General features: G+C 52.0%; 25 protein-coding genes. 9 read left to right on the plus strand and 16 right to left on the minus strand.

Going from position 1 to position 24,429, the window contains the following annotated elements; translation table 11 throughout:
- Positions 1-44 precede the first annotated feature (44 nt).
- Both AC2YIT_RS24680 and AC2YIT_RS24685 read right to left on the minus strand, forming a co-directional pair.
- Positions 45-1,061: a zinc-binding alcohol dehydrogenase family protein gene (locus tag AC2YIT_RS24680; protein WP_487280943.1), complete on the minus strand. Its 1,017-nt coding sequence runs from the start codon at positions 1,059-1,061 to the stop codon at positions 45-47.
- 219 nt (positions 1,062-1,280) lie between these two features.
- Entirely contained in the window at positions 1,281-1,979 is a 699-nt protein-coding gene (locus AC2YIT_RS24685) for a MarR family winged helix-turn-helix transcriptional regulator (protein ID WP_487280944.1), read from the minus strand.
- 106 nt (positions 1,980-2,085) lie between these two features.
- On the opposite strand from AC2YIT_RS24685, the gene AC2YIT_RS24690 reads away from it, so the two are divergent.
- The 3 genes from AC2YIT_RS24690 to AC2YIT_RS24700 are packed head-to-tail and all read left to right on the plus strand — an operon-like array spanning position 2,086 to position 4,833.
- Positions 2,086-2,613, plus strand: coding sequence for a transposase (locus tag AC2YIT_RS24690; protein ID WP_487280945.1), 528 nt, complete (start codon positions 2,086-2,088; stop codon positions 2,611-2,613).
- Between the two features lie 30 nt (positions 2,614-2,643).
- A complete protein-coding gene (locus AC2YIT_RS24695) occupies positions 2,644-3,825 on the plus strand; it encodes an FAD-dependent monooxygenase (RefSeq protein WP_487280946.1) in 1,182 nt (393 codons plus the stop codon).
- Positions 3,826-3,843: 18 nt separating this feature from the next.
- Positions 3,844-4,833, plus strand: coding sequence for a hypothetical protein (locus AC2YIT_RS24700; RefSeq protein ID WP_487280947.1), 990 nt, complete (start codon positions 3,844-3,846; stop codon positions 4,831-4,833).
- A 7-nt stretch (positions 4,834-4,840) separates the two neighbouring features.
- On the opposite strand, the gene AC2YIT_RS24705 is transcribed toward AC2YIT_RS24700, so the two are convergent.
- A complete protein-coding gene (locus AC2YIT_RS24705; protein ID WP_487280948.1) occupies positions 4,841-5,299 on the minus strand; it encodes a DinB family protein in 459 nt (152 codons plus the stop codon).
- A 152-nt stretch (positions 5,300-5,451) separates the two neighbouring features.
- On the opposite strand from AC2YIT_RS24705, the gene AC2YIT_RS24710 reads away from it, so the two are divergent.
- A complete protein-coding gene (locus AC2YIT_RS24710; RefSeq protein ID WP_487280949.1) occupies positions 5,452-5,922 on the plus strand; it encodes a hypothetical protein in 471 nt (156 codons plus the stop codon).
- Between the two features lie 11 nt (positions 5,923-5,933).
- Positions 5,934-6,167 carry a helix-turn-helix transcriptional regulator gene (locus AC2YIT_RS24715; RefSeq protein WP_487280950.1) on the plus strand — a complete coding sequence of 78 codons (234 nt, stop codon included), beginning with the start codon at positions 5,934-5,936 and terminating at the stop codon, positions 6,165-6,167.
- Here AC2YIT_RS24715 and AC2YIT_RS24720 read toward each other — a convergent pair.
- From AC2YIT_RS24720 to AC2YIT_RS24775, 12 genes are all read right to left on the minus strand, one after another.
- On the minus strand, positions 6,142-6,888 hold the full coding sequence (locus AC2YIT_RS24720) for a hypothetical protein (protein ID WP_430846923.1): 747 nt from the start codon (positions 6,886-6,888) through the stop codon (positions 6,142-6,144). The two genes, AC2YIT_RS24715 and AC2YIT_RS24720, sit on opposite strands and share 26 nt — an antisense overlap.
- Before the next feature lie 215 nt (positions 6,889-7,103).
- Positions 7,104-8,495, minus strand: a complete 1,392-nt coding sequence (locus tag AC2YIT_RS24725) for a S41 family peptidase (RefSeq protein WP_487280951.1) — start codon at positions 8,493-8,495, stop codon at positions 7,104-7,106.
- Between the two features lie 20 nt (positions 8,496-8,515).
- Positions 8,516-8,938, minus strand: coding sequence for a hypothetical protein (locus tag AC2YIT_RS24730; protein ID WP_430846927.1), 423 nt, complete (start codon positions 8,936-8,938; stop codon positions 8,516-8,518).
- Positions 8,939-8,958: 20 nt separating this feature from the next.
- Entirely contained in the window at positions 8,959-9,438 is a 480-nt protein-coding gene (locus tag AC2YIT_RS24735; protein WP_487280952.1) for a hypothetical protein, read from the minus strand.
- Positions 9,435-10,046, minus strand: coding sequence for an RNA polymerase sigma factor (locus AC2YIT_RS24740; RefSeq protein WP_487280953.1), 612 nt, complete (start codon positions 10,044-10,046; stop codon positions 9,435-9,437). Before AC2YIT_RS24740 ends, AC2YIT_RS24735 begins: the two co-directional genes overlap by 4 nt.
- 31 nt (positions 10,047-10,077) lie before the next feature.
- Positions 10,078-11,037, minus strand: coding sequence for a hypothetical protein (locus AC2YIT_RS24745; RefSeq protein ID WP_487280954.1), 960 nt, complete (start codon positions 11,035-11,037; stop codon positions 10,078-10,080).
- Between the two features lie 25 nt (positions 11,038-11,062).
- Positions 11,063-12,472, minus strand: a complete 1,410-nt coding sequence (locus tag AC2YIT_RS24750; protein ID WP_487280955.1) for an MBOAT family O-acyltransferase — start codon at positions 12,470-12,472, stop codon at positions 11,063-11,065.
- A gap of 6 nt (positions 12,473-12,478) precedes the next feature.
- On the minus strand, positions 12,479-13,687 hold the full coding sequence (locus AC2YIT_RS24755) for a cytochrome P450 (protein WP_487280956.1): 1,209 nt from the start codon (positions 13,685-13,687) through the stop codon (positions 12,479-12,481).
- Positions 13,688-13,701: 14 nt separating this feature from the next.
- Positions 13,702-13,950, minus strand: a complete 249-nt coding sequence (locus AC2YIT_RS24760; RefSeq protein WP_487280957.1) for an acyl carrier protein — start codon at positions 13,948-13,950, stop codon at positions 13,702-13,704.
- Between the two features lie 282 nt (positions 13,951-14,232).
- Positions 14,233-15,852: an MFS transporter gene (locus tag AC2YIT_RS24765; protein WP_430846941.1), complete on the minus strand. Its 1,620-nt coding sequence runs from the start codon at positions 15,850-15,852 to the stop codon at positions 14,233-14,235.
- Positions 15,821-16,873, minus strand: coding sequence for an HlyD family secretion protein (locus AC2YIT_RS24770; protein WP_487280958.1), 1,053 nt, complete (start codon positions 16,871-16,873; stop codon positions 15,821-15,823). The genes AC2YIT_RS24765 and AC2YIT_RS24770 overlap by 32 nt, the downstream gene beginning before the upstream one ends.
- A gap of 35 nt (positions 16,874-16,908) precedes the next feature.
- On the minus strand, positions 16,909-18,216 hold the full coding sequence (locus AC2YIT_RS24775) for a TolC family protein (RefSeq protein ID WP_487280959.1): 1,308 nt from the start codon (positions 18,214-18,216) through the stop codon (positions 16,909-16,911).
- A gap of 211 nt (positions 18,217-18,427) precedes the next feature.
- Between AC2YIT_RS24775 and AC2YIT_RS24780 the strand changes: the two genes are divergently transcribed.
- The 3 genes from AC2YIT_RS24780 to ggt all read left to right on the plus strand — a co-directional run bounded on the left by AC2YIT_RS24780 (position 18,428) and on the right by ggt (position 22,615).
- Positions 18,428-19,249 carry a helix-turn-helix domain-containing protein gene (locus AC2YIT_RS24780; RefSeq protein WP_487280960.1) on the plus strand — a complete coding sequence of 274 codons (822 nt, stop codon included), beginning with the start codon at positions 18,428-18,430 and terminating at the stop codon, positions 19,247-19,249.
- A gap of 188 nt (positions 19,250-19,437) precedes the next feature.
- On the plus strand, positions 19,438-20,835 hold the full coding sequence (locus AC2YIT_RS24785) for a Gfo/Idh/MocA family protein (RefSeq protein ID WP_487280961.1): 1,398 nt from the start codon (positions 19,438-19,440) through the stop codon (positions 20,833-20,835).
- A 55-nt stretch (positions 20,836-20,890) separates the two neighbouring features.
- A complete protein-coding gene (gene ggt, locus AC2YIT_RS24790; protein WP_487281038.1) occupies positions 20,891-22,615 on the plus strand; it encodes a gamma-glutamyltransferase in 1,725 nt (574 codons plus the stop codon).
- Between the two features lie 47 nt (positions 22,616-22,662).
- On the opposite strand, the gene AC2YIT_RS24795 is transcribed toward ggt, so the two are convergent.
- Complete coding sequence (locus AC2YIT_RS24795; protein WP_430846951.1) at positions 22,663-23,037, minus strand: hypothetical protein; 375 nt, start codon at positions 23,035-23,037, stop codon at positions 22,663-22,665.
- Between the two features lie 191 nt (positions 23,038-23,228).
- Between AC2YIT_RS24795 and AC2YIT_RS24800 the strand changes: the two genes are divergently transcribed.
- The gene (locus tag AC2YIT_RS24800) at positions 23,229-24,413 is read left to right on the plus strand and encodes a thioredoxin family protein (protein WP_487280962.1); all 1,185 of its coding nucleotides are present in this window, start codon (positions 23,229-23,231) and stop codon (positions 24,411-24,413) included.
- Positions 24,414-24,429 lie beyond the last annotated feature (16 nt).

Here is a 24,429-nt window from a genome sequence, read left to right on the forward strand (position 1 = left end):
AAATGTCCGGGTAAGATAGATAGTTTTTGGGTTATGGATGCGGGTTAATCCATGAATGCCATGGCTTTGATCACGTTCGTGGCGGGATCGAGCCAGCTTTCAAAGTCGGACTTGACCTCAGTGAATTCAACGCGGTGGGTAATGTAGTTCGCAGGGGTTATCAGCCCGTTTTTAATGCAACTGATAACGTATTCGAAATCGGATCTGGTGGCATTCCGGCTGCTCATCAGCGTCGCTTCCCGCTTGTGGAACTCTGGATGGCTGAAAGCAATTTCCCCGCCTTGCAGGCCCACGAGTACATATGTTCCGCCATGAGATAGGTATTCAAATCCCTTGTTAATGGCCTTGAGGCTGCCGGTAGCGTCGACAACTATCGTGGGCATATCGCCGTCGGTCAGGCGGGCCAGTTCCCGGGTCACATCCTGCGTTAGACCATTGATACCGTGTTTCAGCTGGATTTTTTCTTCGGCGAACCGCAGCCGGCCCGCATGGATATCCAGGCCGATCACCTTCGCACCAGCGATCCGGGCGAATTCCATCACTCCCAAACCGATAGGACCCGCTCCCACGACCAGTACCGTGTCATTGGCTGTGACACCGGCCCGGCGGATGGCATGAGCACCTATCGCGAGCGGCTCAACCAAAGCCAGTTCTTCAAATGTAAGCCCTTCGGCATGAACCAGTTTGTCGGACGGTACGGATATGAATTCGGACATCCCGCCGTCGATATGTACCCCGAAAACTTTCATGCTCGTGCAGCAATTGGTCTTCCCATTGCGGCACGCGACGCAATGCCCGCAGTGGAAATAGGGCTGGAAAGTGACGGCTTCGCCCACGGAAAAGCCTGGCGCTCCATGCGTTGCCACGATCTCACCGGCGAGCTCATGGCCGAGTATTCTCGGATAATTGAAAAACGGCTGTGTTCCTTCGAATGCGTGCAAATCGGTACCGCAGATGCCGATGGTTTTGATTTTTAAGATCGTGTGATTTTCCGTCAGAGCGGGAATTTCGGACTCGTGGTACCGGAAATTTCCGGGAGATTCACAAACTAATGTCTTCATGATGATAGCCGGGGATAGCTGTACAGGCGCTGATAATATGGTAGTTACCTCTGTTGGGTCTTTGGTTTATAACAATACAAAGGAATTGTATTTGGATAGGAAGATTGCGCAAAACATTAACTGAATTGTAAGGAATATTAACATCGTGAACTCCAAAAGGCTTCTTTTTTGGGTATATAGATCTTAATATGCAAACCTGGGCGAAAGCATGATGCCTCGTCACGGTTTGCCGGCAGCGAACTGCGTAATCTGATTTTGCTGGAACCGGTTTATCTCATCGAGTTTTTCAACACCTAATATCTCCGTCAGCAAATCGGCGAAGCCTTTGGACCGGTTCTCTTCTAATATTTTTCCGTGCTTCTGCTCGATAGGGCCCAGCAGGTTCACCATTAGGTGAGCATCCACTTTTGACATTTCGCCAAACAGCAAATAGGCCGGCAAGTACAGCCGCTCATAGAGCTTGAACAGCAGTTGTTTTCCCTCGGCCGTGAGCTGCACAAGCTTTGCGCGTTTATCGGAAGGATCGGCCCTTTCGGAAATGAAACCGGCCTTTTTCAGTCGGTTGAGCATGTCGATGCCGGTGGTTTGTTCGAGAAAGTTATAGGTGATAATATCAATTTTGCGGGCCTCTCCCTGGTGGAAAATAGCATTCAGGCAATAGAACCAGTCCAGCTCCACTTCCTCACCCTCTTTTAGAGCCAATTTAGAATAGGTGGTCAGCATGGCACCTAGCCGACCGACCAGCTTGGCTACTGTGGATGTCATGTCCGGCGGTTCGATGCCGGAAAAAAGGCCCTCGCCCGACGCTTTGGTTTCCGCCATAGCCAGGTAATGACGGCAAAAACCGGCCACCGTAGCATCCGGATGTGTTTCCTGGTAACTATCCCACTCACTGATCAATTCGACAACTGGTCTCATAATGGATCGTTTTTGCTGTAAATGTAAATAAAATAGTCGGTTTCGTTGTTTATATATCTAAATCGATATATTTTTGTCATTATAACAACTGAACCGATGTATTTGAATGGAAATTTCGCTTAAAACCTCGGCTGCGGATCACACCGCGGCCAACACCTCGATGTTAGTCACCACAGTGGCTTATCTGTTGCTCAACGGTGCGCAATTATTTGAAACGGCAGTGCTGGTTCCGGTGTGGACGGCCGCGCCGCCGGCGTCCCTGCATTTGTTTCACGGCCCTTACGGATTAGACTTTAAAGTTTTCTGGATCGTCGCCCACTCGCTGCACGAACTAACGTTTCTGGCGGCCCTTATTCTGAATTGGAAAATACCTGCCCGGCGGAAGATATTACTGGTGGTCGTCGTAGCGCACATAGCCGTGCGGGCCTGGACGCTGCTGTATTTCGCTCCGGTGATCATTTTCTTTCAGCAAATACCCGTCACAGATGCCGTCGATCAAATGCTCGTGCAAAAAGCTGCACGCTGGCGGGAGATGAACCTGGTCCGCGTGGCGGCATTTATGGTTCTTTCTTTTATACTAATTCCGCTTAACCGGACGGTGAAAACAGCCGGTAATACTGTTCCGCACGTATAACCGACTGCGGTAGCTAAACATATTCATATCATGAAAGCTATAATCATTGGTTGCGGGATCGCCGGTCCCGCTATGGCACTGGCGCTGCAAAAGGTGGGCGTACAGGCGGTCATTTACGAAGCACGGGAAGTGCCGGACGATACCGAGGGCGCGTTCCTGGGGATTTCTCCAAACGGGCTGAATATTTTGAAGGAATACATCGCACTCGGCGAGATATTGACCGATTATACGCCCGGCAAGATCCGGTTTTTCAATGCGCGTAATAAGGCCATTGGAGTTATCGATAATGCCGAACAGCGGTCGCGCTACGGCAGCGAGACGGTCCAGGTGAAGCGCGGCCTGGTCAATGGCGCCTTGCGGCGGGCGGCTCTACGGGCTGGCATACCGATCGAGTTTGGCAAACGGCTTGTGTCCATCGCGCAACCTGAAGGGGCAGTGACGGTCTCTTTCGCGGACGGTTCTACCGCGGAGGGCGATTTGCTGATCGGCTGCGACGGCATTCATTCTGCCGTCCGCCGTGCGATTCTTCCTAATGCACCTGAACCTGAATATACAGGTCTGCTGTCGACGGGGGGATTCACCCGGCTCGATGAGCTTGCGCTTCCGGCCGATGCCATTCGCATGACGTTTGGAGAGCGCAGTTTCTTCGCATATGCGGTTTCGACGCAAGGTGAAATCTGGTGGTTCAACAACATCGCTCAAAAAACGGCACCCCAGCGTCATGAGTTGAGCCAGTCGGAACTGGCAGTTTTGAAGAAGCGGTTGGTGGCGCTGCACAAGAACGACCCGGAACCTATCGTATCGATTATCGAGAGAGCCCACACCATTGAAATTTACCCGATTTACGATATACCGTTTCTGGACCAGTGGCACCAAGGGCGTGTGTGCCTGATCGGCGATGCGGCGCATGCTACCGCCCCGCATATCGGGCAGGGCGCATCGCTGGCGCTGGAAGATACGTTGGTGCTGGCCCAGTGCATTCGCGACCTTGCTGATTTACAAGCCGCATTTGCCCGTTTTCAATCGCTGCGCCAGGCGCGCGTGCAGGCGATCATCCAACAGGCACGGAAAGTGGGGGATAGCAAGACTGTTCCCAACCGCTTTCAACAATTTTTCCGCGATCTGCTGCTTCCTTTTTTCGTGAAGCTGGAAGCGCAGAAAATGGACTGGGTATACGGCTACCGGGTCGACTGGCATAAGAAACTGATTTAATTCCAACGCTGAAAAGCCATGAAAACCTGCTTGATCAACAGCGCGATCGTTCTGCTATGCGGTGTGGCCGGGGGAGTCGGTTCATGTGATTTCGGTAATATGGCGCCAATTGCGAATACTGCCACACTACCGCCCAAACTGTCGGATTACGGCATATTTCCGGACGGGTCGATCGAACGGCCCGCTGCCGGTTTCGACAGGTATTACCTGGCAACCCAACTTTTTACCGATTATGCCGAAAAACAGCGCTTACTGCATTTACCGGAAGGGACGCGATTTTCCTTTGATTCATCCGGCAAAGCGGTTTTTCCGGATAGTTCGATCCTGGTCAAGACATTCTTTTACTACCCTGACAAACGAAAGCCTGCTGCCGGCAAACAACTGATTGAAACCCGGCTCCTGGTGAAGGTCAAAGGGCAATGGAATGTGGGAACATACAAATGGAATGCTGCCCAAACCGATGCATTCCTGCTGGAAGGCGGAGCAGACGAAACTGTGAGCTGGGTGAATGAACGAGGGCTTCGTAAAACGCTGCGCTACCACATTCCATCCAGTGAAGAATGTTCGTCCTGCCATCGTTCGGGCCGATCCATTACGCCCATCGGCCCGAAAGCGAGGAACCTGAACATAGCCCTGACGGATCATCCCAATCACGAAAACCAGCTGCTGTATTTCCGGCAGGCCGGTCTGCTGACTCTCCAACCCAACGATCTGCTGGCGCCGCTGCCCGACTGGCAGGACCCTTCCATCGCCCTGGATCAACGTGCGCGTGCATACCTGGACGTCAACTGCGCGCATTGCCACTCGTCCGTTGGCTTCGCTGAAAGTACCCGGTTGTTTTTAGGGTACGAAGTTCCATTTTCGGCCACGCGAATAGGAGCGCGGAAAGACCATATACTACAGCGGATACAGGCAACGAACCCCAACATCCGCATGCCGCAGTTGGGTACAACCGTGCCCGATTCGGTCGGGATAGCGTTGATTAAGACCTATATTCAATCCTTGTAAATGGTTGTCAGGGAACTTGCCTTGCAAAAAGGATGAAATCTGTTCCGGGCGGCGTCATACCCAGTCCGCGTATCAGATTGATGATCTGTCCGCGGTGATATGTGGAATGATTCACGATATGTGTGAGCACGTCCGCGAGGTTATCGAGGTACGGATCCCCGGCCATGTTTTTATAGGCCAGTTTGGTATGAAAGTCGTCGTCCTGCAATTCACTCAGGTGCGAGAGCCAGAGCGTACCGTTCTCGGCGAGCTGCGCGGCGATGGCCGATGGTTGCAGCGGTGTCCAAAGCGGAACGTCGTTTTGCTGCCCTATTACCCTGAAATACCAGTTTCGTTGCGCGTGTGCGAGGTGGGAGGCAATTCGCAATACCTGCTCGTCCTGTATGTCGTTGGCTGAAATAAAGTCGGCAATAACCTTGTTTGCCCAGTTGTTGAAGGTGAAGAAACGAGTGAAGAACGCTTTCATAGCTGCTGTTTATGGAAGAAAGGAAACACTGTAAGATACTGTACTTCCCTCACCGGGGCAATTTCCGGCACATTTGAATAAATTTTTGTAAAGTATACTTTACTTTTAGTAAACTGTATATTACATTGCAGTGTCACTTAACTTTGAGAAATATGGCACTAGTACTTTCAGCGCGGTATCGGGCAGCCGGGGTTTTTCTGGCCATTACCGGGTTTTTATGTTTGTGGACTGCGTCCTGCGAAGGACTGATCAACGTTTACCGGGTTATTTTGCCGGGCTACACGCAACCCGATGGTTCTTATCCTTATCCTGCCAATTTCTGGGACGTCAATGCAGTGTTCGGAATGGTGTCGCTATGCATGCTCACTCTCGGGGGCGCCCTGGTATTTCTGACGAAAGAGCAGGATGAATACTTTTACAAGATCCGGCTGGAATCCATTCAGTTTGCGGTAATTGCACAGTTCCTGGCCGGACTGATCGCTTTCGTGTATTTCTATTTCACCCCCGGCTATCAGATGGAAAATACGTTCCAGGGGATTCTCGGTTTAGCTTGCGGTACTTTTCTGGTGGCTTACGCGCTTCGTTACTACACGAGTGTCTATTTTAATGCGGACCAGGATTGAGTGCCCGGGACATGAAACTGGAAAATACCTTGCGTGTAGAGCGTGCCGTTAGGCGTATGACGCAGGCCGAACTGGCCGAGCGCGTGGATGTGTCGCGTCAGGCAATCAATGCGATCGAAACCGGCAAGTTCATCCCCTCCGCGGTGCTGGCAATCAAATTGGCGCGGGTTTTCGGCAAGCCGGTTGAGGAGATATTTATCCTGACGGAAGCCATCGCTTCTACTTCCGCACGCCATAGCCGATAATCTTCCGGATCCTCCGGACGCCTTTGTCTATGATCCGGTAGCCAACAAGATCTCCGTTCACTTGAAGGTAATCGTAGTCGGTTTGCACATCCATAACTAATCCAACTTCGGCCGCGTAATACTTGTATCCCAAACGATAAAGCACGGGCCCGGTTGTATCAATACGTTCGGTGACCTTTAAAGTAGTTGGGAAATAAAGCGAATCGATTTGCAGCGGCTGATCGAGATTGTCATAATAAGACAAATGACCATACCGGGGATCCTCGTCATTCATAGAGAAATGCTGGTAAGGGTCCCATTTAGCAGCCGGACTGTAAGGAAATACAAGCGAAGTAATTAATTCATTATCCTTATTCTGCATTACTTTATCAATGGAAACAAAGGCGCTATATTCTTTGGTCTTTTGCCAGTAATCCGTGGGTTTAGTACGCATTGAATAGGAGATAAGACATTCTGAAACGCCGTTTGAATCCTTTTTTGAATAGGTTATTTCCTCTTTTTCAAACCAGCTGGCAACCTTCGGTTCTTTGTTGCCTGTCGAATAAATCGCTTCGTCGACCGCGTAAATGCGGTAAGAGCCAGCGGTTAAAGGGAAATAGATTGGGACGGCAACATGCTCGTCCGGCTTTTCGCAAGCGACCATAAAAAGCATGAGGATTCCCGAAATATAACAGGCGAATTGCGATTGGCGGAAAGGAAATACCGTAGATTTAATGAACACAGGCAGCGAGGTTTAAATTTAAAATGTAACGGCAGAATTTTGTTTTTGTTATGGGAATAAATTTAGATTGCGATGGGTATTTGTTTTTAATTAAATAAAAATAAGATCCGTGAAACTGATATGGATTATTAGTGCGCTTGTGTCGCTGGGAATGAGTACCTGCCGGGGCCGGCCTCCGTTATCACCGAAATGTTGACCGCCCGCCGCTCCGATTTTCATTTGCCGGCAGTCAATTCAAGCGCTTTTTGAAGTTGGGGGTCTTTTTTAGTAAGAATATCTGAAATCGACGGAACAATGATATACTCGGGAATAATGCCGCGCCCTGGCTCTTGGGCAGGTTTTACGGCGTTGGAATACCGGATTGTGGGCACGGCGACCTGCACGCCCGAATGCGGAAGGTTGATCCTCACCGTTCCGCCCGAATTGTTCCCTTCGTAACCTCCGCCGGTTTCTTCTCCGATGAAAACCGCCCGGGCATTGCTTCTGGCAATGGCGCAAAAGTCGGCGGCGGTGGAGAATGTGCGCCCGTCGGTCAGTACAAACACGTTTCCCTCAAAATGTAACCCGGTAGGTTGCTGCACGGCCAGGCCGGGGTGGTCGTCGGCGGTCATCACGGGCTTGGATAGCGAACGCAAAACCGAGAAATAGCGGAATGGTTCTCCGGTAAGGTACGAATACAGCAATGCGCCGTACACATCGTCCCCGCCACCATTTCCACGCAAATCAATGATCAGGTTTCTTATCTGTTTCTGGCGCAATGCGTCGAATGTCGTTTCCAGGAAGGCCGGGAAATCCTGGCGAGCATTCATTATCTGTTGCTTGCTGAATGTGCGGATCGTCAGCAGGGCGCGCGAGCCGCCCGGGTAGGAGAGGTCAAGCAGCCTGAGGTCACTTCCGGTTTTGTATGCGGGGCATCTGGTGTTTTCAAAGAGCGCGGGCTGTAAGGTAACGTCGCGCGATTGACCTTCGGGTGTGGCCACCGTTACCCGGTAGCTCGTCCTGGGGCCGTAAATGAAGTTGTAAAGGAACAGGAACGCGTCGTTGTTCAAAGTCGCATTCTTTTTGGTCTGGATCTTGCCGTCGGAGGGGAGATATTGCATGAGTTTCCGGTGGATTTGTTGCATGGATTTTCCGTCTATCGACAAAATTTCGGCTCCGGCGGGCACATTTTCTTCCCTGCTGCAAAGCACAAATGCACGATCACCGGTAAATCGGACTTTCAGCGGAAACATGGGCACGGACGCGGCGTAGCTTTCCATGATTTCGCCGGGCAGGCTGCCGCTGGTATGCCCGCATTCCAGCGCGCTGACGGCGAACCGGATCAGATTTCCAAATTCAATCACGTTCATCGGGGCGTCGATGGCGGCTTCGCAGCTGTCGAGGAGCCGGTTCAGCGACTCACGGGACCGGTAGCGGTACATATCCGGATGGTTGTCGGTGAGCACTTTCCGAAAAGCCTGAAAATCTTCCCGGAGTAATGCGGCGTCCAAAGGCTGGTTGAAATCGGTTTTGGACGTAACCTGGGCAGATCCGGCAGTAATGGTGAATAGGATGGTAAGGGCAATAAGAATCCCTTCCCAGCGAATGGGTTTTGTTCGAAATAGCATAACGGGTTGATTTAAAGAATCTAGTGATCAGATTTTTTCAGGAACAAATAATAGCCCGCAAAGCTGCCCGAAAGGCACAGGGATAGCACCGCAAGCGCGGCCCAGGGGGCGAGGCCTGCAAGGGCGATAATGGTAAATCCTACGGTCATCCCAAGGAAAATGGCAAGCCATTTGATACAGGTTTGCACGCCCTGCCGACGGTCCTGCTGCAAGAGGAGCGTCGCAAACTCTTCGCTCACGCCCGATTCCAGTACCTTTTCTTTCAACCGGTACTGGAAATACCGCTTTGTGAGTTCGAGCAGGAAAGCCAGCACAAGTGCTACCAGTAATACGGTTATGCCCAATGCAACCTGGTCGCGGTCGATGTAGGTATTTGCCATCGTCTGCGCGCTCGCGGGGGCGGCCAGGGAAGCCAGCGAAATGATCGATAATATCTTTTTCATGTTTGATAGCCGTTTGTAGATTAGACCGCCGCGGCCCGGAAATGTTGCAAACTTTCCGTCGCGTCGAGCCTGCGTATTTTGCTGACATACTCGTTCCAAAGGTTGGCGAGAAGGAAAGCAAAAAGCAAGCAGCATACTGTGCCGTAGATTAGGATATCGCTGTTTCCGAGCAGGTCATTCAGCAAACTCGTATTCAGATAATAAAACAAACCAACGGCCGCGATTACGCCTGCGAGCGATACGCACGCGATGAACACACGCTCGGGGCCATGCCTGCGCTTTCTTGCCGGAAGCTGGGCGAGCACGGTCTTTGCGAGGTCGAAATCAAATGCTTCCGCGGGCATTGCCGACATGCCGCCGACCATTTTTTGATAGAATGCGACCCGCCCCGAGCAATGCGGGCATTGGGCAATATGTGTTGCCGCCGCAATGCCGGAGCTTCTTGCATCCAGCGCATATTGCTGAATTTCAATGTCTGTTAAATGATCTGCTGTTTTCATAAGCCCTTGTTGTAAATCATTTGTATTCGCTCTCTCAACATTTTTCGAGCCCTGAACAAGTAGCTTTTAACCGTACCCTCCGGCAATGCCACGATCTGCGCAATCTCCGAGTAGCTCAGTTCCTGATGGTGGTAAAGGGTGATCAGCAGCTTGTACAGGGCCGGAAGTTTTTCCATTTCCGATGCGAGCAGGTTGGTAAACTCGGCGCCCATGAGATTTTCCTCCAAGTCTTGCCCGTCGGGGTACTCGTACTCGTCCTCCCTGTCGATCGGTGTGGAATACTGGTTTTCAACGGGGGAGGTTTTATTCTTTTCCAACTGGTTGATGCAGGTGTTATAAGCGATCCTCGCGATCCAGGTGGAGAGTTTGGATTGAAAACGGAAGCTATCCAGCTTTTGAAAGACTTTCAGGTAAATGTCCTGGGCAATATCCCGCCGCTGTTCCCGGTCGGCGATCATCTTGAACACAATCTGCGCGACGAGCCCTTCGGTATCCCTGATAATGGTCCCGAATGCCCTCGTGTTGCCACTGAGCACCCGTTCCACCAGTATACGGTCGGTTGGCTTATGATGTTCTTTCTGATCCATTGCTACGGATTGGACAGCCATGGCCTTTAAAAGTTGCAAAAACGACAGATTTTTACCGCCTGGCGGACTCCTCTTGCAAAAAACGGGTATATATCGCCGCTCCGTTCCGGTTCAGATGGTGCGCGTCGAACAGGTTTTCGGGTTTGAAAAGCCCATTGAATTCAGGCTGGTTTGGTAACCGGATCAGATTTTCCTCCGGCAGAAATGGTGCTACCTGGGACAGTATCTGCTGCTCACCCCGGGTAATGTTGTTGGGATAATAGAAAATAACTCTCTTTCCCAACCGCTTGGCGCGGGTAATCAGCTGGTTGATCCGGGAAATGAAATAGGTATTTCGTTGCGTCTGCGGGCGAAAGGCAAGAATTTGTTCGGTCGAGGTTTTATTGGCTGCGATCCGCTCGTTCGTCTTGAAAAGAGCCGCTGTAACAGGCTGGTAACCATTTGTAAGCAGGTTGGCGCGGCCTTCGATTGGATCGGTGCCGGGGTTGAGCGCTTTCTTGACGGACAGTACTTGCGGCGCAATGGACACCATTTGAAACAATGTGGTGTTGAGGCCCGCCAGGAAGCTGCCGGTTTTTTCCTGCAAACCAATGTGTGAGCAGCCGGCGAGCACGCGGGCCCGGAAAATGGCATCCCGCACAACCTGCTGGGGAGGCAATGCCACGGTGCTATAATCGAGCGCGCTCAGCTCGATGTAGATCGTTTTTACGGCCGGGCTCGCAGAGAGCATATCGTCCGCGATTTGAATGGAACTGTAAGGCGAGAGGCTGAATATGCCAAAATTATAACTCCGTGTTTTCTGGTGGTTTAGTGAGTCGAAAAGTGCAGGGTCGACTCCATACTGGGTGCGGCTGGTACCGATGAAAACGACATTCGGACCGAACGCGCGGCAAAGCTGCGCCCTTGCCGAAATGTCGCGCCGGGGATCGGTGTAAAACTGCCCGACGATCAGCGTCACGACCACTTTGAAGGCGACCAGCAGCAGTATCCATTTGATAATTTTGACAATCATGATGCCGGTGTCGGGTAATGGTTCATTAAAACTGGATGTAATAAAAATTCCCCACCGAAGGCCTTCCGAATATCAGCACGAGCTGGACCAGCAGGAGCACCGACAATGTCCTGTACAGTGCGCTTTTCTTCAACATATAGGAAGCAATATCTTCCTTCTCGCCCATTTTGTAGTTGAAAAAATCCATCACGAGGAATAACGCGACGGTCAATAACAAGCTGGATGTCAGCAGGGAAGTAGTGCCGGATCTAAATCCGAACATACTACTGTACAGCCGGACGCCGCTGCTCAGCTCCGCGGCACGGAACCAACCCATGATGAGGGTGCCGGTGAGGAGCCTCACGACCACACGCCACACATAATGCGCCTGCGTGCCGGTGGAAAGGTTGAGCTTGGCGTAAAAGCGCTGCCAGAAGTCTTTAGTGCGCATTTCAAAATTGATATAGGCCCATTGCAGCGATCCCCAGATCACGAACGACCAGCTTGGCCCATGCCAGAGCCCGGTAATGATGAAGGTGAGCAGGCGGTTGAATTCGAGCCGTTTCTGGCTGGTGACCCCTTTGCTGATGTTGAAAAAGATGTAGTCGCGGAACCAGGACGTGACCGTGATATTCCAGGCGCTCCATGATTCCGTCCGCGACGGGGTGAAATAGTACCGGTTGGAAAAGTTCTTGCTTAGCCTGATTCCCAGTAACCGTGCCGAGCCAGTAGCGATGTCGCAGTAGCCCGAAAAATCGCAGTAAAGCTGCACGGAAAAAAGCAGAATAGCCAGTGTGACGGAAATGCCCGTGTAAGCATCGGGCCGGTCGAAAACGGGGCTGGTAATGTCGGCGAGGCGGGCAGCAAGCACGATCTTTTTGAATAAGCCCCAGATAATGAAGTAAATGCCCGCCCTGATGTTCTCCGCCTCGTAGGGTTTAGGAGCCCGGAGCTGCGGGACGAGCTGGCGCGTGCGTTCCAACGGGCCTGCCAGCAGCGTGGGGAAAAATCCGAGGTAGATCATCAGATAGCCGAGGTGATTTTCCGGCTTGATGTACCGGCGGTACACATCATAGAGGTATCCGATGATCAGGAATGTGTAATAGGAAATGCCAATGGGCGCGATCCAGTTGAGGGCTACCAGCGACATCGAGTTATGGACCGGCACGAGGTATTTAAAAAATAAAAGCGGTGAAAGGCAGATCGCGATCGAGAGCGATAGCATTGCTTTCCGGTGTCTTTTGGAATACGCCTGGTTGGCCAGTGCCTTCCCGGATGCATGGCAGATCAGGACGAGGACGAGCCACACGGCCAGGTATTTTCCACTCCAGCTGAGATTGAATAATACACTGGCGACCAGCAGAAAAACCCATTTTTTGGCCTCCGGTACTTTATAATACGCGGCAACAACGAGGGACAGTAAAAGTAAATAGGAGAAATCCGTGAACTTGATCATGCCCCTTTATTTTAAGAGCACGGGTAAACGCTTGTACCCTCTGAAAAAGATTTTGGAATCCCATTCCGGGCTTTGGGTCGGATGTAAACGGATATCAGGGAACGCGGCCAGGAAACGGGGCAGGAACTTCTGCATTTCGAACCTGGATAACCGCGCGCCAAGGCAATGATGCATGCCAAAGCCGAAACCGATATGTGGGTTGGGTTTTCGGGTAGGCACGAACGTATCCGGATTTTGAAACACGGCCGGGTCGCGGTTGGCGGAAGCCAGGCCCAGTAGTACGGTTTGGCCTTTTCGAAGCTTCAATCCCTCGAATTCCATGTTATGTGCCACCTGCCTCGGGATCCAGTTTACGGGGCTTACGTAGCGGATCAGCTCTTCGACGGCGATGGCGCATTCGTTATGGGCATTCCAGTTGATCACTTTATCGCGGTTCTCCATCAAAGCCCCAATGCTTTTAGTGAGCAGCAGGGTAGTGGTTTCCGTCGCCGCATTCACCAGGAATTCCCAGGTGCCGATGAGCTGCGAGGCCCTTTCGCTCCCCATGATCTCCCGCATTTCGAGCAGGAGGCTGTTGGTAGCCTCGGCTTCCTGCCGTGTAAAGGTTTCGGAAAGGTAGCCGTGAAACTCCCGCGACATCGCCGCGCATTCCAGTAACCCGGTGACGGACAGTGTTTTTTCAAAAATAAAAGTGATGACGTAGGAAAACTTCTGGATGAAATCGTAATCCGCTTTTTCCAGTTGGATAATCTTGCTGATGATCAGAAAGCTGAACTGCCGGGCTATTTCCACAATGTCAGCTTCGTCCTTTCCGTCGAGTCCGGAGATAATTTCCTGGATCGCGTCGAGGGTGATCTTCTCGTAATCGGCCTGGTAAAACTTCTGGTTCACGAAACGGCGGTGCTCCGCGTGCTTTTCGCCATTCATAAATAGTAACCAGTACCGGAGGCTTTCGCCGAATTCGAGCAGGCCGGGGTCGTTGTCCGAGAGGGCCGACACGATTTTGAATCTTTCCGTAAAGTCGAAGTTTTTGAAGTTCTCCGAATCGGACAGGATCTTCTTTACATTGGCATAATCCATCGCCACCAGGTCGCCGTACATATTGAAATGAAGCGGGTCCGACTGGCGGATGTCGGCGATCAGCCCGGAATAATTTTGGCTGACCTCGGTTTTCGACGACCAGATCGACGTCGCAGACATGAGCGGGGTTTGCATGACGAAAACGGGTTTTATATTTCCTGGTTTTCTGCAATCCATTGGCTGGTGGCCGCGATGGTACGCATCTCCCAAAAAATGGAAGGGCTTAGTTCCATTCCGATGTATTCTTCCAGCTCCGTTGTGATGTTGACGAGAATGAGGGAATCTAACCGAAAATTAACAATGTCGGTATCGGGCGCAGCTTCGGAAGGATCTATTCCCGCGTGTTTTGAAATGTTGGCGGTGATCCATTCGGAGATTTCTGTAAAGGTCTTGGGCATGAAGGCGTCAAGTAGGGTGTACAAATGGTAATAATTGAGTAATGTACTATCAAAAATCGGGCTAAAAAAGCCGTGGCGCCCGATAATGCGATTTTGACGCCGGTAAAGTTAGTAACCGGTATAGGACTTGTTTTTCTGCGCAGGTACCTTCGAAACTACCGATTAATATTCTAGCCAGGCTTTCAGCAATTAATGCCGTGACGGACCGCTACCGGGCACTCGGTGGCGGTGACGAGTAATAGTAATCAGGCGGCTGGCATTCTACCGGCCGCCTGATTACTATTAAGTACCCCAAATCCTATTTTTCAAAATATCGAATGTCTGCCGCAAATGCCCATTGAGCGTTAGTAGTACCACTGCCCCCAGCATTGCATAGCCCACGTAGGTGAAAATTTCCATTTCGGCCAGAAGCGTGGTTTGGGTGGTGAGGCGCTGACTGAGCTGGCGGAATGCAAGGCCCATCGCCTGATCTTCCGAAAAGCCTTTTGCGACGAATCGGGCCGTTGAGCCGGCCAGCCAATGCTGCGTTTCGGCGCTTTCGGGGGTTAGCATTAGTTGTAATTTATTGTAATGCCTTTGCTGCAAGTTAACCATCGCATTTTGCATGATACAAAAACCCAATGTGCTGCCCCAAAACCTGCCGGTAACGCCGACCGTCCCTGAAAACGGTGCCAGATGTGAAGGCGTAGAGGACACGGTGAACAATACCAGCGGCACGAAGATCACACCCACACCGACACCCTGCAGGAGGTAGGGCACGGCAATGTCCGTTAGCGACACATCCGGTACGAACAGGAACGTGAACCATAGGTGATGAATGGCCAGTATCGAAAAGCCCAGCATGAAAATATACCGGGTAGCAACCGAGCGCGACATGCATGCCGCGGCGATCAGTATACCGGCCGCATTACCGGCTACATTCAGATATTGGATGTGCGCGACTCTTACCGGATCCCAGTTCCACACTTTTGTCATGGTATGATGGCACAGATTGAGCGTAGCCCTCGAAATATAGAAAACAATAAAAAGGAGCAAGCCTGTACGAAGGTTGGCATAGCGGAACACCGCGAAATCAAAACACGGGCGCTTTACAAGCTGTTGCCTTAAAATGAACAGGGCGGAGGTAACGGCCGCGCCGCCGCATGCCGCGACAATGAGCGGCGATTCGAACCAGTATCTTTTCTCCCCGTACACGAGCACGAACGCCCCGCACAGAATGGCCGCATGTACCAACACGAGGCTGGCCCAGTCGATCTGGAAGAGCGGTGTTTTGCGGTGGAAACGGTGCCCGTTGAAGATGAGCAACACCAATGCAACGCAAAGGAGCTGGAAAAATGCGGAGCCATAGGCCATATAGTTCCAGTCGTAATTTTCGAGCAGCCATACGGCGATGTTCATGATGAAAGGAGAGGCCATCAGCAGCATTCCATAAGTGAATGAAAACACGATGATGGTCGCATTCCTCGATTTGAAGCGGGTAAGCAATAGAATACGCAGCGGTACCCACGGAAGGGCCATCAGAACGCCCTCCGCCGCCCTGAGCATGAGGAACAGGACAAAATCGTGCGTGTATGCGGAGGCGACGAATGTAAGCGCGGCGAGCGTATAGATGGCGATAAAGTAATTGCGGGTCGGGAAATACCGGAAAATGCGGTTCTCGACGAGCAATGTAGCGAGGAACGTACCGTAGGTGACGCTCATCGCAAATTGCAGATCCTCCGGCTCGACGTCCAGGAAGCTGGCAGAATAGGTCATATTACTGGTGTATAACCCAAGCAGCACCATCGTATGTAGCATGCAGCATATCAGCACCGATTTGATGAGCCAATCGGGTACCCAGCTTTTGAAAACAGGCTGTTTGCTCACGGTATCAATGCTGGTGGGCAGCGGTAACGGTGACATTCATGCCTGCCCGGAGGAAGGCAGTTTGCGAACCGGGGTCGGTTAGGGCAATGCGTACAGGAATGCGCTGCTCGATCTTCACGAAGTTGCCGGTGGAGTTGTCGGGCGGCAGGATGGAGAACCGCGCGCCGCTTGCAGGTGAAAACGACTCGATCCGGCCATTGAAAGTCCGGCCATGGGACGCGTCGGCTTTGAAAGTAACGGGCTGCCCGACCGACATATCGGCGATCTGCGTCTCTTTGAAATTAGCGGTGATCCATTTTTCGCGGCTCACCACCGATACCAGCGTTTGCCCTTCCTTCACGAGTTGTCCGGGCTGGATGGTTTTCCGGCCTACCCAGCCGTCGTAGGGCGCCGTAATGACCGTGTACGACAAATACAATGCTGCATTGTCGGCTGCCGCATTCCTCACCTCCATCATTGATTCGGCCACCGGCACCTGTGCGAGCGCCTCCGAAGTCGCCAGCTCCGACGCCCGGATGTTCCTGGTCACTTCTTCGTAATGCGCCTGTGCGGATTCGTAATCAGCCCGTACTCTCTCCACTTGCTGTTCGGTGGCCGCTTCCTCGCGCAGCAGGGCTTCGTAGCGTTCATATTCCAGCTTCGTTTTCCAAACCAGCGTCCGGGCCGCGTCCAATTGCGCATGGCCCACCGCTACATGGCTTTGGGTCGATGCGGCATTTTTGCGGGCGGCCGAAACATGGTGCCGGGCATTACTGATTTCGGCCGTAGCCATGCCCCAATGCGCCCGGTATTCGCGGTTGTCGATCACGATAAGCGTGTCGCCGCGGTGCACAAACTGGTTTTCTTCATACCGTACCTGCTGTACATAGCCAGTGATCCGGGTAGCGACAGGGGTTACATACTGGTCAACCTGCGCGTCGTTTGTTTCTTCGTAGTTGTTGTAAATGATCAAGAACCATATGCCCAGCCCAATGCCAGCCAATGCGATCGCGCTGGCAATGACAGTTATGGCGGTATGGAACGGGCCGTGCTCGGCCGGGGTTTTGCGGATTTTCATGAGAATATGTTTTGAAATATGGGAGTAAGGGGGCCTCACGGCAACTGACCAGATGCGTACAACAGCCGCCGGTGTTTGACGGTGGTATTAATGCGGGCGGTCAGCAGATCGAAACGCGCCTGGAGGAGCGCATTGTCGGCGTCGAGCATTTCGGTGATCAGCGCGAGCTGGTGCAGGTATTTGAGTTTTACAATGCGGTAGTTTTCGGTCGCCTGGGTCACGGCCTTTTCTTTCACTGGAATGGTTTCGAGCAGGTCTTTCAGCTCGGTATGGTGCTTGAATACACTGTCCATTACCCGGTTTTTAACGATGTCTGTCTGCGCGTGCTGTGCCTCCGTACGCAGGCGTGCGATGTGCGTGTGGGTCTTGTTTTTATACAAATTGGAAAGACTGTAAGTAGCTTCCACCCCCACGCGTCCCAATGTATAGAGGTACGGATCGGGCGGGAAAAACATGTAGTTGGGATAGTTGAAACCATAGGAGGCAAACAGGTGGATATTAGGCAGGTAAGCAACCCGTGTGATCCGCTGTTCGGTTTCGGAAACCGCCTCCATCTTTTCAGAAATGCGCATTTCATCTTTCGTAAGCGCTGCGCGGAGGTAGGAATGCAAATCTTCTGCCGGTACGGTGCTGTCAAGCAGGCGGGCTGTGTCGAGTTCGAGAGAAACCGCTTCCGGCATTTCCAGCAAAGTGTGCAAGTCATGCAGCACGATTTCGATATTGCTGCGATTGGTTGTGCGCGAGAGGCGCATATCGGAAAGTTGCAATTCGGCCCGTAGTACTTCGTTCCGGGTGACGGTACCGTGCGCTTTGAACGACCGTACCTCGGCAAGCCGGTCTTCCTCTTCCCGGATATGTTCCTGCAGCAGCTTGTCGAGCTCCATCATTTTGTAGGCGCTGAAAAACAGCTCCGTCGCTTCCATTTTTACATCGTTTTCCGTTTTCAGCACTGTCAGCGAGGCAATCTCTTCCTGCTGTCGGGCTTTCTGAATGGCATACCGGATCTTTCCCCCGGTATAAAGCGGCATTTTTGCGGAGCCGGTGAGGTCGGCAATCACGGGGATGGTATGGGTTACAACTTTGTCGTTCAGGCCGTGGCGGTATTCCGTCAGGTCGGTAATGCGGGCGTAGGATGCGTGAAAGTCGATTTCCGGCAGGCGCAGCTCTTTCTTTTCGTCGATGTCGGCCTCGGTCACCTCCCTTTTGATCCGTGCGTGCCGGATGTCGCGGTTATTAGCCACCGCGATTTTCAATGCCTCAGGCAGTGATAATCGCCGGGAGGTTTGCGCCTGCGTGGTGGAGGAGAGGAGCAGCGCACCCGCAAATACCGCACTGGCTGTCACGGGGCCTGGTTTGTAAGGGGTTGATAATGAGTAATGACTTCTTAAAGAAGATTTTGTTCTGAATTGCACTTTGCGAAGTGTAAACTGCCAGATATTGGCCGCAGGTCTCATTGCGATAGGACTTATGAGTGATTTAAATTGTTGAGCAAAGGTGCGACGTTTTGATGTGGCTTTATTATCTTGCAAAGTCAAATATTTATCCATTTACGCCATGCCTAAAATCGACCGGATGTACTACCTTACAGAGGTCGATAAACAGCCTCGCAGTATTTATTGCATGCATGACCTGATGGGCGAAAACGACGTGGCCCCGCACGCGCATCATAAAGGCCAGTTTCTTTACACGCAGGGCGGGATCGTGCATGTGGTGACACCGCAAAAGACCTATTTTCTGCCGGCCCGGCATTATATATGGATACCTCCCGGCGTGGAGCACAGCATTCATCCCGGCTCGCCGGACGTGATCATGCGGAACCTGTATTTTCCGGTGGAATCCGACGACAAGCCTTTTTACTTTGAGACAGGCATTTATCCGGTGAACGACCTGCTCTTGCAAATGGTGATTTTCAGTAACCAATGGAGCGGGGACATCAACGAGGGCGACAAGAGCAGCTACTGGTTCGCGATGGCATTGAAATACATTTTACCCGAAATCAGCATGTATAACCTGCCGCTTGCATTGCCTTACGCAAAAGACAAGCGCCTCGACAAGGTGATACGATTTATGGAGGACAACCTGCAAGAGCCGATCGCCTTCCCCGAGCTCGCCCGCCGTTTCGGTTTCAGTGAACGCAGCCTTTCCAGGTTGTTTCACAAAGACCTGGCCATGTCGTTCGTCCAGTACCTGACCATCCAGCGGATGTTGCGCGCGTTGCGGTTTCTGCTTGAAGAGCGGATGTCGGTGAAAGAGGCGGCGGCGCTGGTCGGTTATAATAGTGTCCCGACGTTCAGCACTACCTTCTATAAAATCATCGGAATCCGCCCGTCCGATTATGTGAAGATGAATGATCTGTCACACGAAAAGTTGTTTTAACGGCACGGTTGAATAATTGGATCGCCGATGAGGTGATCGAAGGCGTGGCGGACGGGTGTATGGGTTTGTGGGAAAAGTATTTTATCTTCCGGAGCATCAGACAATTATTGCGACATTCATGGGTGTAGACGCGTGCCATACGTTCACCATTTTGTACATCATTTCCTGAACTCAACTTATAATGCATCATGTCCAGCAACAATGACAACAACCGGAGAGGTTTTATCAAAAAGTTTACCGGCGGAGCCCTGCTGACCGCCGCCGCATCGGGGCCTCTGTTTGCAGGCGAGCGCATCTTCTCGCGGGAGCTTCCGTGGGAGAAGCCCAGGTTCGCCGCCAACGATAACATACAGATCGCCTGTATTGGTACCGGCATCATGGGAATGGGCGACACCCGTACCGCATTGAAAGTGCCGGGCGTGAAGCTCATGGCCGTGGCCGATTTGTACGATGGGCACCTTGTACGTGCCAAAGAGCTGTTCGGCGATGACATTCAGACGACCCGCGACTACAACGAAATCCTCAGCCGCAAGGACATCGATGCGATCATCCTCGCCACGCCCGACCATTTGCATTCGCAGATCGGTATCCAGGCTTTGAAGGCCGGAAAGGCCGTTTACTGCGAAAAACCGATGGTACACAAGATCGAGCAAGGGTATGACATGATGAAGGCAGCGTCCGATTCGGGTAAGGTATTTCAGGTCGGCAGCCAGCGCGTGAGTTCCATTATTTATGCCAAAGCCAAAGAACTCTACCAGTCGGGCGCCATTGGCGAGCTGAATTTCGTGGAAGTATATTACGATCGCCATTCAGCACAAGGTGCGTGGCAATACTCCATCCCGCCTGACGCTTCGCCGCAGACCGTCGATTGGAACCGCTTCCTGAGCGATAAGGCCCCGAAAATGGCGTATGATCCGCTGCGTTTTTTCAGATGGCGCAATTACCAGGATTACGGCACGGGTGTAGCAGGCGATTTGTTCGTGCATTTGTTTTCAGGAATGCATTATATCCTTGATTCCAAAGGCCCGACGCGCATTATGACCAGCGGTGGCTTGCGGTACTGGAAAGACGGACGCGATGTCCCGGATGTCATGCTGGGCATTTATGACTACCCCAAAACGGCTTCGCACCCGGCATTCAACCTTACTTTGCGGGTGAATTTTGCCGATGGCTCCGGTGGCGGATCGGGCTTCCGGTTTGTCGGTACCGACGGGCAGATCACGCTTTCAGGGAATACCGTAACGGTCAAGCGGAAGAAGATGGCCGCAGCGCCGGGCTACACAATCGATACGTTCCCGAAAGCATTGCAAGATAAGTTTTTGGCAGACTACAATAATAAGTACCCCTCGCGCCCTGAAATGTCCGAGCCCGACATGCAGGAATATAAGGCGCCGCAAGGCTACGACGACCGGCTGGATCACTTCGCGATATTCTTCGATGCCATGCGCAGCAATAAGAAAGTGCTGGAAGATGCCGTTTTCGGTTTCCGTGCCGCGGGGCCGGCATTGCTTTCCAATAAGAGCTATTTCGAGAATACCGTGGTGAACTGGGACCCCGAAACGATGAAACTCGGCAAAGTATCCTGACCGCCGGCACATAACCGCCTGAATTTTACTACCCATGATTAAAATGAATTTCCGGATGATCGGGACGCTGCTGGCGTCCCAGGTCATCCTTTTGACGCACACCTCGGCACAGACGGGTCGTGGCGATCGTATCAGCGGGTCCAATTTCGAATCGCGCAGCCCGGTGCTGGCTATGCACGGCATGGTCGCCACGAGCCATCCGCTCGCTACGCAGGTCGGGCTCGATATCCTCAAAAAGGGCGGCACGGCTGTGGATGCAGCCATTGCGGCGAATGCTGCATTGGGTGTAATTGAGCCTAACAACTGCGGCATCGGCGGCGATTTATTCGCGATCGTATGGTCGGCCAGGGATAAAAAGCTCTACGGACTAAATGCAAGCGGCCGCTCGGCTCAGGGGCTTACGTATGAGAAACTGAAATCTGTACTGGGCGACGGGACACAAATGCCTCTGTATGGACCGCTGTCCGTTTCGGTGCCCGGCGCTGTGGACGGCTGGTTCGCATTGCACGGACGTTTTGGCAAACTGAAAATGGCGGAGGTCCTTGCACCTGCGATCGCGTTTGCGCGGGAAGGCGCGCCGGTACCCGAGGTGATCGCTTACTCGTGGGATGTCGCGTACAAGCGCCTGAAAGAACAGAAAGACATTACAGAATTTGAAAATTTTGGTAAGACATTCCTCATTAACGGTGCCGCGCCGCGCCATGGGCAGGTTTTCAAAAACCCGGATCTGGCCGTTACCTATGAAAAGATCGCGAAGCAGGGAAGAGATGTGTTTTATAAAGGCGAAATAGCCGACCGGATCGATGCCTATGCGCGCAAAACAGGCATGTTTATCCGAAAGGAGGACCTGGCTGCGACGAAAAGTACCTGGGTGGAACCGGTTTCGGTGAATTACCGGGGTTATGACGTGTACGAGCTGCCGCCGAACGGACAGGGTATTTCCGTGTTGCAAATGCTGAATATCCTGAAACCCTATGATCTGAAAAAGCTCGGTCATAACAGTGCCGAGTACCTGCATTTGCTGATCGAAGCCAAAAAGCTGGCATTCGAGGACCGCGCCCGCTATTATGCTGACCCGGATTTTGCCAAAATCCCGTTGCAGGCCTTGCTATCCGACCAATATGCCGCCGAACGCCGGGCGCTGATCAATCCGGACAGGGCTTCTGCGAAGTTGCAGGCAAGTCAGTCGGTACTGAAAGACGGCGACACGGTGTACCTCACCGTAGCCGACGCCGAAGGCAATATGGTGTCGCTCATCCAAAGCAATATGCTCGAATTCGGCAGCGGGTTGGTGCCCGACGGATTGGGTTTTGTATTGCATAACCGCGGCAGCAGTTTCAGCCTCGCGCCCGGCCATGCCAATGTGTACGCGCCGGGGAAGCGGCCATTTAATACTATCATTCCGGGTTTTGTGCTCAAAGGCGGTATGCCGTTCCTTAGTTTCGGCGTGATGGGTGGCGCCATGCAGCCGCAGGGGCATTTGCAGATCCTCTGCAACATTCTGGATTTCGGCATGAATGTGCAGGAAGCCGGCGATGCCGCCCGTTTTGCGCATTCGGGTAGCAGCGAACCGATTGGAACTGTGATGTCGGACGGGGGAAAAGTGGCGCTCGAAAGTGGCATCCCGGCGCAGGTCCGTGAAGCATTAGTGCGCAAAGGCCACCAACTGGCGGATAAGGATTTTTTTGGTGGTTACCAGGCCATCCTGGTCGATCAGGCCGAAAAGGTGTACCACGGCGCGTCCGAAATGCGAAAAGACGGGCAGGTTGCAGGATATTGATGTTCCGGGGAACGTGCTTGTATAAACGTTCCCCGGGCCAACTTCCGTTATTTCTTAGGTTCTCTCACGGCTTTGATCGGGAAATCCCCGTATTGGGAAGACACGATGCCGGTTAGGGTATCGCCTTTTTGCATGAAACTGTATTTGAAGACCCCTGCCTGGTTCTCGACGGTGAACGCGACTTTTTCCTGATCTATCGTCAGCTCTTTCATCTCCTGCTTTTCGGTGTCTCCTACATATCCGGTGGTTTTGTCATCCTTTTGTTCAAATGTAAAAAAGCCCGATTCGTATTCCGGCGGGACGTCGCTGATCAGGTATTTCCATGTACCGATAAGATCCGCCGGTAATGCTGCATTTTTCGCTGCAATGGAAACAAGTCCGATTGCGATAACCATCAGGAGATAATAATGCTTTGTTTTCATTTGAATCAGAAGTTTAAGTTTGAAACCCTCGATAGACGTTCTAAAATAAAAAGAAATCCTGATTTTATTGTCGGATCCTATTTTCGGCCCCTCGCAGCATGGGATTCGGTCGTGTAGCGGCCCATTGATGTAACTGGTTGATAAATTAATTTTTAGATTAGCTTTGTAAAGCTTCCACATTGCTACCAGCTATGAAAAGAACCCTCTACTTGCTACTGCTGATTCTTGGCGCGCCTGCTTGCCGGGCGCAGGGAATTGATTTTGTTGCTACTTCCTGGGAAGAAACCCTTCGAAATGCAGAGAAAAGTGGAAAACCGATCTTTTTGTATGTCCGGGCAACTTCATGTCGATATTGCCGGCAAATGGAGAAAGAAGTTTTTCCCAATCCGGAAGTAACCGGTTACTATAACGGAAATTTTATCAACTGTAAAATCGACGTGGAGGACGGCGGAGCGGGGGAAGCGCTGGCGAAGAAGTACGGCATTAAGGGCTTTCCTACCTATTTGTTCCTGACTAAGGACGGTCAGAAACTCCACCAGAGTTCGGGTGCCAAACCGGCCGCCGATTTCATCCGGGACGGCCGGAATGCCTCCGACCCGAACACCGCATTGTTTCCGATGCTGGCCAGGTACGAACAAGGCGACAAATCGCCGGAATTGCTGTTCCATTTGAGTAACGCGTTGTCGTATTATACGGTCGATGCCAATCCGAAGGAAAAAGTAACGGAGGAGTATCTGGCCACGCAATCGGCTGACGAACTGGGATCGGAACGGAATTTAAGATTCATTTTTGCGGCCGATCTTGGCTTTAAATCGCCGGCGACGCTTTATCTCCTGCAAAACCAGCAGAAATTTGTGGGCCTGTTTGGTAAAGCAGATGTCGAAAAAGCTACGCAAAGAATTATGACCCGCACTGCAAACATAGCCGGCAGGACCAACGATCTCATATTAATGAGCGAGCTGAGAAAGGTTGCCGTCGATCATTTTGCAGATAGCATGAAAACACTATCGCTCCTGCAAATTTACTTCTATGGCGGGCGCCGCGACTGGCTCAACTATGGCCGGTCGACATTGCAATATGGAAATACGATTGGCACAACAGACTGGCAAACCATGTATGAAACGGGCATTTACCTTAAAACCTTTGCCAAAGATCCTGAGGCATTGAAAACGGGTGTCGAGATCATGGCCAAGGTTCTGGATCTGAACAAAAACTACGAGCATTTGTGTATCTATGCCCAGCTTCAAAAGAAATTGGGAAACAAAGAGCCGGCTCTTAAAGCCGCAGAGGAAGCGCTGAAAATTTCCGCAGATCAAGGTGAAGATGGCAGTGATGCAAGGGAATTGATCACCGAACTGACGGCTACCAATAGATAGGTATCTGCCTGATTCT

This window comes from Dyadobacter sp. SRI_021 (assembly GCF_057586235.1).